The organism is Paraburkholderia sp. J67, from assembly GCF_905220265.1.
Lineage (GTDB): Bacteria > Pseudomonadota > Gammaproteobacteria > Burkholderiales > Burkholderiaceae > Paraburkholderia.
Map to the genome: position 1 here is coordinate 267,029 of NZ_CAJMZK010000002.1, position 12,065 is coordinate 279,093.

10 protein-coding genes are annotated in these 12,065 nt (G+C 59.0%); 7 read left to right on the top strand and 3 right to left on the bottom strand.

All coding sequences use genetic code 11. From position 1 onward, the window contains the following. The first annotated feature begins 259 nt into the window (after nt 1-259). From U5782_RS05170 to U5782_RS05185, 4 genes are all read left to right on the top strand, one after another. Nucleotides 260-1,456, top strand: a complete 1,197-nt coding sequence (locus tag U5782_RS05170; protein ID WP_322042752.1) for an acyltransferase — start codon at nt 260-262, stop codon at nt 1,454-1,456. A 316-nt stretch (nt 1,457-1,772) separates the two neighbouring features. Then, entirely contained in the window at nt 1,773-3,350 is a 1,578-nt protein-coding gene (locus U5782_RS05175; RefSeq protein ID WP_322042753.1) for an amino acid adenylation domain-containing protein, read from the top strand. A gap of 92 nt (nt 3,351-3,442) precedes the next feature. Continuing rightward, complete coding sequence (locus U5782_RS05180; RefSeq protein WP_322043077.1) at nt 3,443-3,721, top strand: acyl carrier protein; 279 nt, start codon at nt 3,443-3,445, stop codon at nt 3,719-3,721. Nucleotides 3,722-3,723: 2 nt separating this feature from the next. Continuing rightward, nucleotides 3,724-5,577 (top strand): esterase, encoded by a 1,854-nt coding sequence (locus U5782_RS05185; RefSeq protein ID WP_322042754.1) that lies wholly within the window; start codon nt 3,724-3,726, stop codon nt 5,575-5,577. A gap of 33 nt (nt 5,578-5,610) precedes the next feature. Here the strand turns inward: U5782_RS05185 and U5782_RS05190 are convergent, their stop codons facing one another. Continuing rightward, nucleotides 5,611-6,342: a DUF6875 domain-containing protein gene (locus U5782_RS05190; RefSeq protein ID WP_322042755.1), complete on the bottom strand. Its 732-nt coding sequence runs from the start codon at nt 6,340-6,342 to the stop codon at nt 5,611-5,613. Between the two features lie 845 nt (nt 6,343-7,187). On the opposite strand from U5782_RS05190, the gene U5782_RS05195 reads away from it, so the two are divergent. Both U5782_RS05195 and groL read left to right on the top strand, forming a co-directional pair. After that, nucleotides 7,188-7,478, top strand: a complete 291-nt coding sequence (locus U5782_RS05195) for a co-chaperone GroES (protein WP_028218320.1) — start codon at nt 7,188-7,190, stop codon at nt 7,476-7,478. A 44-nt stretch (nt 7,479-7,522) separates the two neighbouring features. After that, entirely contained in the window at nt 7,523-9,163 is a 1,641-nt protein-coding gene (groL, locus tag U5782_RS05200; protein ID WP_322042756.1) for a chaperonin GroEL, read from the top strand. A gap of 177 nt (nt 9,164-9,340) precedes the next feature. Here groL and U5782_RS05205 read toward each other — a convergent pair whose 3' ends face one another. Both U5782_RS05205 and U5782_RS05210 read right to left on the bottom strand, forming a co-directional pair. Next, nucleotides 9,341-10,282 (bottom strand): glycosyltransferase family 2 protein, encoded by a 942-nt coding sequence (locus U5782_RS05205; RefSeq protein ID WP_322042757.1) that lies wholly within the window; start codon nt 10,280-10,282, stop codon nt 9,341-9,343. 248 nt (nt 10,283-10,530) lie between these two features. Continuing rightward, a complete protein-coding gene (locus U5782_RS05210) occupies nt 10,531-11,403 on the bottom strand; it encodes a hydroxymethylpyrimidine/phosphomethylpyrimidine kinase (RefSeq protein ID WP_322042758.1) in 873 nt (290 codons plus the stop codon). A 398-nt stretch (nt 11,404-11,801) separates the two neighbouring features. On the opposite strand from U5782_RS05210, the gene U5782_RS05215 reads away from it, so the two are divergent. Continuing rightward, on the top strand, nt 11,802-11,972 hold the full coding sequence (locus U5782_RS05215; RefSeq protein ID WP_008342674.1) for a rubredoxin: 171 nt from the start codon (nt 11,802-11,804) through the stop codon (nt 11,970-11,972). The last annotated feature ends 93 nt before the right edge of the window (nt 11,973-12,065 follow it).

Genomic DNA, 12,065 nt, shown 5'->3' on the forward strand with positions numbered 1-12,065 from the left:
GACAGCCCGACCGTATGATCACCAGGGATTTTGCCGATCGACTGGAGCCGGGTCTGTGCGTATTCGCACTTTCAGTTGCGCTCGTCAGGATTGAATCTGACCAGGTTATTGGGATCCACTGTGTCATTGGCTCGCCCATGACGCAGACCAATGAGGGCTTGGCAACACTCCCGCGCAAGTGGTTGATGTCCTGCCTGGAAAGAAGGGTATGCTCGTTCCGGTCCGGCGTTAATTTGACTTTCCCAAAAGGTCGAATCGAATGTTCACCCCTACTAGTCCACTGCCCGTCATTGCGGCGATATTGCTTGCGCTAGCGACTGTCAAACTTCTGTCCTGGCGGTTTGGTGGTGCGAACGAGGAGGGACGCTTTGTAACCATTGATGGGTTACGTGGCTATCTGGCTTTTTTTGTATTTATACATCATTCCTGTGTCTGGTATTTTTATCTAAAAACGTCGGAATGGCAAAATCCTCCGTCGAATTTTTTTATTCACTTTGGACAAAGTAGCGTAACGCTGTTCTTCATGATTACCGGATTCTTGTTTTCCACGAAAATAATTGAGGATAGAAGAAAAGGCATCGACTGGGTCAAGCTGTATGTTTCCCGAATCTTGCGTCTTGCACCCTTGTACTTGTTCACAATGGTGCTGCTTTTCATGATGGTTGCCGTGATTTCCGCATTCACGCTGAACGAATCGCCTGTCGCACTTGCAGCCGGCGCATTGAAGTGGCTAGGTTTTACGATCTTCGGTGCACCGGATCTGAATGGAGTCGATGGAACGGCAGGTATCGTTGCAGGGGTAACGTGGTCACTCTGCTACGAGTGGATGTTCTACCTCTGCCTCCCGCTGCTATCCGTTGCCTTTGGTGTCATTCCGCCAATACCGGCACTGCTCATCGCGTTGATTGGTGTTTGGGGATTCGCAACAATGCCTGGGTCGCTGGTGCACGTCATGGCGTTCGTTAGTGGGGCCGTTTCGGCGTTGCTTGTTCGTCAGCCTGCTTTTACCCGGATTGCTGCCAGAAGATCTTCGTCTGTCGTGGTGATTGTCGCACTCGCCATAGCGATCACGTTTTTCCCGACGGCGTACTCACGATTCCCATTCATACTGCTCTCGGTGAGTTTTGCTTTGGTTGCGGGTGGTGCAACGTTATTTGGTGCATTGAGCAGTACGCTCTCTCGCACACTCGGCGAGATGGCATACAGCCTGTATCTCCTGCATGGGTTTGTCTTGTTCACTTTCTTTAATTTCATCATCGGAAGGCGACATGCGTCGCTCTTGTCTCCTTCTGGGTATTGGCTCTTGATTCTGGCTGTAACACCGGTCCTCGTGGTGATCTGTTTTGCGACTTTCAGACTGATCGAGAAGCCCTCGATGCAATATACGGCGAGGGTTACGGGATGGTTCCGTCAACTGATGCTCACCCGGCGGGGCGGCGTAGAAGAGTCGCTTTGATTCGATGGACATGGCGCAACCCTGGCCGTCAGGCCGCTGCCGTCGTCGGGGTGACCGTTGAAAATCGTCCGACAAGACGAAAGTTGCGCGCGGTATCGCACGGAATTCGGCAACTCCAGAATTTATCCTTCATTACAAGTTGTCAACTTGGGGGTTTGCAGGTTGCCGGGGAGGAGGGAAGCGGCGCGACCGGTTCTCTGGAAAGAGGGTGACCTGTGAATATCGTCGATGGATGACAGGGGCGCATGCCGCAGACGCCTTGGCGTCGTATTGCGGTCGCGGTCCTCGTTTTCCCGGGAATGACCGAGGTCGTCAGATGTTGCAAACCTATTTTTTTGATTCTGCCGCGAGCGAACCGGACAGCCACGCGCTACTGGTCAATGAGCGTCTGTACAGCTACGGCGAAATCGAAATGCGGGCCCGTCGCGTGTCTGCTGGACTGGCTACGGTTGCACGTTCCATCGACGCCAACCGCTGCCTGCTGTTCGCGCATCGCAGCGTTGCCGCCTACGTCGGTATCCTGGGCATACTCGACGCAGGCATGGCTTACGTCCCGCTTAGCCCCAACGTTCCGGCCGCACGGCACGCCGCCATCATCGAGCAGTCCCGCGCGCCGTTGATGCTGGTCGATCGAAAATGCGCAGCACTGCTCGATGAAGTGCTGGCGTTGCTCGAAGAACGTCCACAGATCTTCCTGCTGGACGAAGAAGCGGATGGCTCGCCTTTGCCCGCCATGAGTGCGGAATGGCATCTACTGCCCGCTGCACCGTATACACAACATGGGGGCAGCCTGCACGACGCCGCGTACGTGCTGTTTACCTCAGGCTCGACCGGCGCTCCCAAGGGCGTGTCGATCTCTCATGCGAACGCCGAAGCGTATGTGAGCGGCCAATTGCAAATGGGCGATAAGGTGCGCGATGCTCGCTATATCCAGTTTTGCGAGCTGAGCTTCGATCCCTCCGTCCATGAAATGTTCGTCTGCTGGGCGAATGGCGGTTGCCTCTGCGTTCCTGCCACGGTCGATCCTCTCTACAACGCGGACTTCATCAAGCGTCACGCGATTACACACTGGAATAGCGTGTCTTCTGTCGCTGGCCTGTTGCAGCAGATGCGCAAGCTGACGCCGGGTGCATTCCCGAGCCTTCGGGTTTCCACGTTCGGTGGCGAACCGTTGTCGCGTTCGCTGGCGCAGGCGTGGATGAACGCCGCGCCGAATAGCCGGCTCCTCCATATGTACGGGCCGACCGAGGCCACCATTGCCTGCACGTGCTTCGAGGTCGACGCCGCATTCCTCGGCGATGAGCAGCAGACCGCCGTGCCGCTCGGCTCGGCGCTACCCGGCGTGGAGCTGATGATCGTCGATGACGAACTCGAACCCGTCGCAATCGGATTGACGGGCGAGTTGTTGATCGCCGGACCCCAGCTCGCCTCTGGCTATTTGTCTCGCGATGAACCCGGCAATAGCCGGTTCATCGCGAAGACGTTTCCCGGCCGACACGCGCAACGCTGGTATCGAACACGCGACGCCGTGAGCATGAGCGAGCAATACGGAATCGTGTTTCAGGGGCGCTTCGATACGCAGGTCAAGATTCACGGCAACCGGGTCGAACTGGAAGCGGTCGAGCATGTCGTGCAGGCGTGCAGCGAGGCCGCGTTGTGTGCGGTAGTTCCGTGGCCGGTCGATGAAGCGGGGCGCTCGCTCGGCCTTGTTGCTTTCGTGACGAACGCACGGGTAGAGACGGGGTTGATCTTGAGGGCGTGTCGGCAGCGCTTGCCGGCGTGTGCCGTGCCGCAGCGAATCATTGTCGTCGGTGCTTTCCCGCTCAATGCCCACGGGAAAATCGACAGAAAAGCGCTGGCTGGATTGTGTGCACGCGGGCTGGTCGCCGCGTGAGGTTTGTTCCGGGGAGCCTGGCGGGGGAGCTTTAGCGCCAGGAAAAACGCATGCAGAACAAGCCTGACGAACAGGCATGGAAAGGGACCCATATGAAGGCTGAATTGCGCCGCATTATTTCGGAGACCGCTTGCATCGATGTGGCGGTCGAAACGTTGAGCGATACCGACGACCTGTACGCCGCCGGTCTGTCTTCGTTCGGGACGCTTCGTGTGATGCTGGCCATTGAAGACGCGTTAAGCGTGCAAATACCGGAAGCGCTGATTACCTTTGAGCTGTTTCGATCGATTGATTCGCTCGCGAACGCGCTCGCCCCACTAGTGCAGGAAAAAAGCCTGGCTCACAGGCAGTATGCCGCTGCGTCACGATAGTCATGAACGCCAAACCTGTGATGCGTCCCGTTACCTTCGACGGGTGCTATGGATCGCTGCATCTGCCGGCAGGAGAAGCCGCCACGACCGGTGTGGTGTTGTGCAATCCGTTCGGTTATGACGCGCTATGCGTGCACCGCGGCTGGCGGGACTTTGCGGAAACCTTGTCGGTGGCGGGCGGTCTGCCTACGCTACGTTTCGACTATCCGGGCACGGGCGATTCGCAGGGCAACGAGGAAGACCCGCAGCGCTTTCGCGCATGGATCGACAGCATCAAGGCTGCAACGCGTTATCTGCGCGACGTCGCCGGTGTGACTCGTATTGTTCTGTGTGGCCTGCGCCTTGGCGCGACACTGGCGGTGATGGCGGCCGAAGAACTAGGCCACGTCGATGGACTGATCCTGATGATGCCTGTCGTGTCGGGCAGGCGCTATATCCGCGAGCTGGGCATACAGCACCATAGCTGGCTCAAGACGCCGGGCAGTTGCGCCGACGGCCCGGTAGCGGGCGACGTACGGGCCGTGGGAGCGTTTGGATTCCAGTTGCATGGCGACGCGGTCGAGCAACTCGCGGTTGTCGATCTGATCCAGCGCGAGCGGATTCCCGCGTCCCGTGTGTTGATCCAGGAGACTTGCGACAGTCCGGCGACCAAACAGCTGGTCGAGCTGTATCGTCGCGGCGGTGCGAGCGTGGACGTCCAGATTCTTCCTGAGTACGACCGCTTTCTGGTCGACCCGCGATTTAGTGCGCCGCCGCTACGGGCTTTCGGCAGCGTCCTCGAATGGCTCGGCTTTCAGTCCGGGGCGACGCCGCTGCCAGTCGCGGAACTGCTCGCACCGGCCGCCGATGCGCGGATCGATATTGCGGCAGGGCATGAGCGGCCCGTGGTGTTCGGTAACGGGCGCTACGTCGGGGTATTTTGCGAGCCGCGTGGCGCGCATGAGCGGGCTCCTGCGGTGCTGATTGTCAATTCGGGCGGCGCTCATCGCGTCGGTGACGGGCGACTTGCCGTGCTGATGGCGCGGCGTCTGGCGGGGCAAGGTATTGCCTCGCTTCGCATGGACCTGGGCGGTATCGGTGACAGCCTGCGTCACGAGGAGTCGCCGACGCTCGAAGACGTCTATTCCCGTCACGCGGTCATCGACGCGATAGCGGGAGTGGAGTGGCTGGTGGCGGCCGGGCATGCGGACGTCGTCACGTTCGGCGTCTGTTCGGGCGCATACGTCAGCATTCATACGGCGTTGGCGCATCCTGGCGTGGTCGGCTGCATGTCGATCAACTTGCCGTTCTTCTTCTGGGGCGGCCCGCAAACCAGGCCGGGCGCTCACTTTATCGAGTCCAGTCGCGTGTACTGGAAGTCGATATGGACTCCCTATAAATGGATGAGGCTATTGACCGGTCGCTCAAATGGCCGGGCGATTGCTATTGAACTGGCGCGCCGCGGGTTCGTGCGATTGAGCGCGCTTGCCAGCAGTCGGTTCGGACGCAGGCTGGACGTCAAGACTTCGACGGGGGCGATCCGGCAACTGTTGATGAATCTCGAGCGCAAGCGTGTTCGAACGTCGCTGGTGTATGGCTCGCTCGATGCGGGGCTCGACGAACTGGCGAGCCACTTTGGGCGCAATGGGAGCGACCTTGAAACGTTGATGAACGTTAAGGTAAAGATACTTGATGATGTCGATCACGCGCTGTTCTCGCGCGGGGCGCGTGAAGTCGTGATGGCTCATTTCGAAGGCTTTTTACGCGAGAAGATGCCGGATACCGTGCGAGTCGACGTTCCGGATACGGTGGCGCCCCGCGCGGGCTGGTTGCAACCGCTGTGGGTCCGCGCCAGTCGCGGCAAAGTTGTGCGCTGACGGTGGTTGGGCGTGAATGGGGTGGCGCTGCGATCAGGCTGGCTTCCCTGATGCCCGGCTGAGTTCCGCAATCCTTGTATCGATTTTGAGGCGCTCGCCGACGGGCAGCGCTTTTTCAACCCACTGTTTGTAGCTCAATAGTTCGCGCAGGCGCACTTCGGCAGGGCTGTTGTCCTGGTCAATGAAAAGCGCGTCGTGTGGCGTGATCGCTCGCAGGACGAATGCCGGGTGCGGGCTGCGCATTGGCCGGAATGCCTTCGAGTGGACTCCTTCAGTTTTGCTTAGAGGGTGAAATTCGCCAATCATCAATCCGGCTGCCATGAAGCCAGGCTTTGTCAATGAGTGCGCATCGTCGATGTATTTAAAATATTGTTCTTCTTTTAGATTGTCTACGTGGATGTAGACCGAAAAGAAACGCGCGTCGAGACGGCTTTGGGTGAGGATTCGATAATAAACCGCGGGCAGGCTATTTAATATTCTTAGAAACGTGTCGAACGATAGGTCCTCTGCATTCCAGGCACAAAAGACCAATGACCCTCTGTAGTGAGCCGGCTTGGCGAACGGACATACTTCTCCCCGTCGGCCTAATTCAGCGTGGGGCTTCATGACAAAATTTTCAAGCCAGGCAAGACTCGATTCAAATACCTTTCTGGTGGATTCGTCCGGGATCGATGCGATGTCGACCGACCGGCATGCCGATCGCTCTATTTTTTCAATCTCGAGGTCAAGCATTGGCGCGAGAGTTTTGCATGCTTTATTTTTCATGATCAAGGCGATCAATCGTATAAATAAAATAGCAGTTTTATTCTCCCATGGCGTTTTGTTTTTGTACGTTGGCTGTCGAACAAAATAAGGCCCATTACAATTCGTCTCTATTCTGCTTTCTTGATTATTTTTTCAATTCGTAAAATTCATTGCAAACAAGCGTGTTTCGTCATTTGTGTTGGCGGTCGACGTGAAAATTTTGTTCGTCAAATAACTTGAATGTTTATGCAATGCAATAACACCTTGATTGCTATTCAGATTTAGCGGCGATGGATGAGGTTCTTCGGAGGAGCCGACCGCGTCTACTAATAGGCAGAGTCGCTCGCCTTGCACGGTTCGCGGGCTTTCGCCGTTGCATGGACGAAGTCAAGGTCAGGGGGCAATCGTCGAATTGACCCGAAGGTGTTTTGGGGCGTATCGGACTGGCACGCTATCAGGCCCCAATTATTTGAGGCAGCGTGCGGGAATTCCCCAGGTAAGGCCGCATCGGTTGTCGCACGGTGAGAGGCGAGCCTGCCGCGACGCTCGATCGACGCCCTGCGAGGGCCACAGATGCAGCCTTGTGGATGCCTTAGTGCGTTGTTTATTAAGGGTAAATGTTCTTCTTGGAGAGCGATCTGGCCGTTCGTCGTACGCGTGATCGAGCACCAAAATTCCCACTTCGGGGCGCTCAAAAAAACCCTTTTGCCCCGTTCTTGAATTTGTCACTACCCGTCCATATAATTAGCACTCACCGCATGAGAGTGCTAACAACGCTCGGTGCACAAACATCTCTGGCTGGCGGTCATCGGCAGCCAGGTTTTCTTGAATCTCTTCAAGTCCCAATCAAGAGAGAGGATCTATCCATGAACCTTCGTCCTTTGCATGATCGCGTGATCGTTAAGCGCCTTGATCAAGAAACCAAGACCGCTTCGGGCATCGTGATCCCGGACGCAGCCGCAGAAAAGCCGGACCAGGGTGAAGTTCTGGCGACGGGCCCGGGCAAGCGCGACGACAAGGGCGCTCTGATCGCACTCGACGTCAAGGTCGGCGATCGCGTCCTGTTCGGCAAGTACGCTGGCCAGACCGTCAAGGTCGATGGCAACGAACTGCTCGTGATGCGTGAAGAAGACATCATGGCTGTGGTGAACAAGTAAGTTCAGCCCACCGCTTACATTCAAGAATTCCCAGGAGTTAAAAGATGGCAGCTAAAGACGTCGTGTTCGGCGATTCCGCCCGTTCGAAGATGGTTGAAGGCGTGAACATTCTCGCCAACGCAGTGAAGGTCACGCTGGGTCCGAAGGGCCGCAACGTGGTCCTCGAGCGCTCGTTCGGCGGCCCGACGGTCACCAAGGACGGTGTCTCGGTCGCGAAGGAAATCGAGCTGAAGGACAAGCTCCAGAACATGGGCGCGCAAATGGTCAAGGAAGTCGCTTCCAAGACCAGCGACAACGCAGGCGACGGCACGACGACGGCAACCGTCCTCGCGCAATCGATCGTCCGCGAAGGCATGAAGTACGTCGCATCGGGCATGAACCCGATGGACCTGAAGCGCGGCATCGACAAGGCCGTCGCAGCAGCAATCGAAGAGCTGCGCAAGATCAGCAAGCCTTGCACGACCAACAAGGAAATCGCGCAAGTTGGCTCGATCTCGGCAAACAGCGACACGTCGATCGGCGATCGCATCGCTGAAGCGATGGACAAGGTTGGCAAGGAAGGCGTCATCACCGTCGAAGACGGCAAGTCGCTGCAAGACGAGCTGGAAGTCGTCGAAGGTATGCAATTCGACCGCGGCTACCTGTCGCCGTACTTCATCAACAACCCGGACAAGCAAGTCGCCGTGCTGGAAAGCCCGTTCGTCCTGCTGTTCGACAAGAAGATCTCGAACATCCGCGATCTGCTGCCGGTTCTGGAACAAGTCGCGAAGGCTGGCCGTCCGCTGCTGATCATCGCTGAAGATGTCGAAGGCGAAGCACTCGCAACGCTGGTCGTCAACAACATCCGCGGCATCCTGAAGACCGTTGCTGTCAAGGCTCCGGGCTTCGGCGACCGTCGCAAGGCGATGCTGGAAGACATCGCGATCCTGACCGGCGGTCAGGTCATCGCTGAAGAAACCGGCCTGACGCTCGAAAAGGCAACGCTGGCCGAACTGGGCCAAGCGAAGCGTATCGAAGTGGGCAAGGAAAACACGACGATCATCGACGGCGCAGGCGAAGCCGTGAACATCGAAGCGCGCGTCAAGCAAATCCGCACGCAAATCGAAGAAGCGACGTCGGACTACGACCGTGAAAAGCTGCAAGAGCGCGTTGCCAAGCTGGCAGGCGGCGTTGCAGTGATCAAGGTTGGCGCTGCGACCGAAGTCGAAATGAAGGAAAAGAAGGCACGCGTGGAAGACGCGCTGCACGCAACCCGCGCTGCCGTTGAAGAAGGCATCGTCCCGGGCGGCGGCGTTGCGCTGATCCGTGCTCGCGTTGCAGTTTCGGGCCTGAAGGGTCTGAACGCAGACCAGGACGCAGGTATCAAGATCGTCCTGCGTGCAATGGAAGAGCCGCTGCGCCAGATCGTCACGAACGGTGGCGAAGAAGCGTCGGTCGTCGTGGCAGCGGTTGCTCAAGGTTCGGGCAACTACGGCTACAACGCAGCGACGGGCGAGTACGTCGACATGGTTGAAGCTGGTGTGGTCGACCCGACGAAGGTGACGCGCACCGCACTGCAAAATGCAGCTTCGGTCGCTGGCCTGCTGCTGACGACGGACGCAGCTGTCGCAGAAGTGCCGAAGGAAGATGCACCGATGGCTGGTGGCATGCCCGGCGGCATGGGCGGCATGGGCATGGACATGTAATTGCGATCCGGAGTTGGCGCTTCAGCACCTACTCCGGTCCCAGGCAGAGCCAAGGCTCACGCCCGATTACATCGACGTGCGGGAAATACGCCGCGAGGCGTGTTTCCTTGCCCGAAAAGAAAAAACCCGCAGAAATGCGGGTTTTTTTATGCGCGCTCGATTTGTGTCAGGCCTGCGTCACGCATCGCGCCCGTATCGGCGGCGAATCACATAGAGCGGTCGGCGCTTCGATTCGATATAGATGCGGCCGATGTACTCGCCGATCACGCCGATGCCGATCATCTGCACGCCGCTGAAGAACAGCAGGGACACGAAAATCGACGCGTAGCCCGGTACGTCGATGCCGCGCACGAGTGTGCGGATCACGAGGTACGCGGCGTAGACGAACGAAGTCGCGGCAACGAACAGGCCGAAATACGTCCACATGCGCAGGGGCAGGGTGCTGAAGCTGGTAATGCCTTCAAGCGCGAAATTCCACAGCTTCCAGCCGGAAAACTTGGTTTGGCCTGCCACGCGCGAGTTGCGCACGTAGGTGACCTCGGCGGTGCGAAAGCCGACCCAGGCGAACAGACCCTTCATGAAGCGCCGCGACTCCGGCAGCGCATTGAGCGTGTCGACCACCTCGCGGGTCATCAGGCGAAAATCGCCGACGTCTTCGGGAATTTTCAGGTCGGCCAGCTTGTTGTGCAGGCGGTAGAAGCTCATTGCGGATTGCCGCTTCAGGTAGCTGTCCGAGCTGCGATCCGAGCGCTTGGCGAGAACGACGTCAAACCCCTCGCGCCATTTGCTCACTAGTCTCGCGATAACTTCGGGTGGGTCCTGCAGATCGGCGTCGAACGGGACGACGATGTCGCCGCGCGCCTCCGCAAGCCCGGCGGAGAGCGCCGCTTCCTTGCCGAAGTTGCGTGAGAGATCGATGACGCGCACGCGCGCGTTGGTTTCGGCGATGCTCACGAGCAAGGGCAGCGTTCCGTCCTTGCTGCCGTCGTTGATGCACACGATCTCAAAATCGGTTTCGTCGATGGCTTCGAGGGCTGGGACGACTTGCGAGAAGAACGTGGAAAGGGCGTCTTCTTCGTTGTAGCAAGGTACGACCAGCGACAAAAGTGTGCGGGACATGGGTAGGCCGTCAGTCAGAGGGCTCCAGGGTCGCTGCCGCGGCGGATGCCGTCGGTCGCGAGCATGTGGGCCTCCTGTGCGCTCCTTGCATGGCCTTTCGGTCTGCGCGGGCGGTTTTATGTTGTAGGGAGGCCGGCAGTATACCGCTCGTAATTATTTGTAAATTGCGATTTGCATATTGCGTTTCGTGTCCTGTGGCGGCCGCCGGGCAAACGCAATGCGCGGGCTTGACGCCCGCGCTTCCCCGCTCAGTGCCGGGCCTCGCCCGGCGGCGGCGCATCGCCCGCATCGTCTGGCGCATCTTCGCCGTCCTCGGCGTCGTTGCTGCGCGCCCAGAAGAAGCGGTCCGGCACCCACGCGCCCATGCCGGGCCGGAAGGCGCTCTGGATGGCCTGATAAAGATATTCCTGCGCCTCGCGCACGGCTTCGGCCGGCTCCTGGCCATTGGCGAGCAGCGCCGCGATGGCCGTGCCGAGCGTATCCGTCACCCCCATCATCGGCTGGCTCGTGCGGTCCCAGAGATCCTGGCGCACCTGGCCTTCCTCGCTATAGAGCGTGTTGATCACGCGATGCGAGCCCGTTTCCATCGCTAGGATGTATTCGCAGCCGGTCGAGAGCAGGTGCGAGATGGCCGCGTCGATGCTCGGCGGTTCGGAATCGCCGTCGGGTTGCGCGAGCGCGAGCAGCACCGAAACATCGGCGACGAGCAGCGTGGTTTGCGGCACCAGCAGGTCGGTGACGGTCTCGCGAAGTTCGTCGGCGGCGAGTACGTGCTCGTCGTCGAGCGTGAAGTCGGGCGCCAGCACGAGCGGCACTTCGTCGTAGTCGGCGACCACTTCGGCGATCGCGCTCACCACTTCGGCGCGCGCGCCTGCGCCGACCTTGAAGGCCGCCACCGGCATGTCTTCGAGCAGCATGCGCGCCTGGGACGCAACCGTCTCCGGGTCGAGACCGGTGACTTCATCGCAGCCCGCCGAGTCGCGCACGGTGTAGCCCGTGAGGACGCTGACGCCGTGACAGCCCATGCTCGCGAGCGTCAGCAGGTCGGCTTGCAGGCCGCTGCCGCCGGTCGGATCGGAAAGGCCGAAGGAAAGGACGATGGGAGGGGTGTCGCCGGGCATAGACGTTGACGGGAAGAGAAGGGTTGGCTCGTTGCGCTGCGATTGCTGGCGGTGTTGCGGTGAGCGTTGTGTTCAGGATGCGCTTGCGCGCGAGCTATCGCCGCCACTTTGCTGCAATGGCAGCGCACGTCTACGGTTCATTATGCCGTCTGGCGGCCGAAGCGGGGGACGGATGACCTGGCGGCCGCGAGAGATTTTTGCGTCTTGATGCAAAGTCAGGCGAGCGACCTGGCCGTGTCACGGTTGCTAGGCATAAAAACGGCAACACGGTACCATCATGGCTCTCATGGCCAGGCAGTTTTCCTGGCCGATTCCCAGGCAGTTTTCCCGACCGTCCGCGTGCGCTCCACCGAGGGCAGCAACGCGCGGTTTTTTGGACTTTTCGACGCGGCATAAGAATGGAATATAGAAGCTGGATGTGCCTGATCTGCGGCTGGATCTACGATGAAGAAGCCGGTTTGCCAGACGAAGGCATTGCGCCCGGCACGCGCTGGGAGGATGTGCCGATTAACTGGACTTGCCCCGAGTGCGGCGCACGCAAGGAAGACTTCGAGATGGTCCAGATCTGAGGCCAAGCTCGATCCCGCCGGGGTGGCGCGCGGCATGAGCCCGGCGTTTGCCGCTTCGGCGTTGGTTTGATTTCTCAAGCTTTCTCTGGCGAG

Bases quoted from the DNA above. Each gene is read 5' to 3' on its own strand.
- U5782_RS05170 (WP_322042752.1), top strand. From the start codon at position 260: ATGTTCACCCCTACTAGTCCACTGCCCGTCATTGCGGCGATATTGCTT.
- U5782_RS05175 (WP_322042753.1), top strand. From the start codon at position 1,773: ATGTTGCAAACCTATTTTTTTGATTCTGCCGCGAGCGAACCGGACAGC.
- U5782_RS05180 (WP_322043077.1), top strand. From the start codon at position 3,443: ATGAAGGCTGAATTGCGCCGCATTATTTCGGAGACCGCTTGCATCGAT.
- U5782_RS05185 (WP_322042754.1), top strand. From the start codon at position 3,724: ATGAACGCCAAACCTGTGATGCGTCCCGTTACCTTCGACGGGTGCTAT.
- U5782_RS05190 (WP_322042755.1), bottom strand. From the start codon at position 6,342: ATGAAAAATAAAGCATGCAAAACTCTCGCGCCAATGCTTGACCTCGAG.
- U5782_RS05195 (WP_028218320.1), top strand. From the start codon at position 7,188: ATGAACCTTCGTCCTTTGCATGATCGCGTGATCGTTAAGCGCCTTGAT.
- groL (WP_322042756.1), top strand. From the start codon at position 7,523: ATGGCAGCTAAAGACGTCGTGTTCGGCGATTCCGCCCGTTCGAAGATG.
- U5782_RS05205 (WP_322042757.1), bottom strand. From the start codon at position 10,282: ATGTCCCGCACACTTTTGTCGCTGGTCGTACCTTGCTACAACGAAGAA.
- U5782_RS05210 (WP_322042758.1), bottom strand. From the start codon at position 11,403: ATGCCCGGCGACACCCCTCCCATCGTCCTTTCCTTCGGCCTTTCCGAT.
- U5782_RS05215 (WP_008342674.1), top strand. From the start codon at position 11,802: ATGGAATATAGAAGCTGGATGTGCCTGATCTGCGGCTGGATCTACGAT.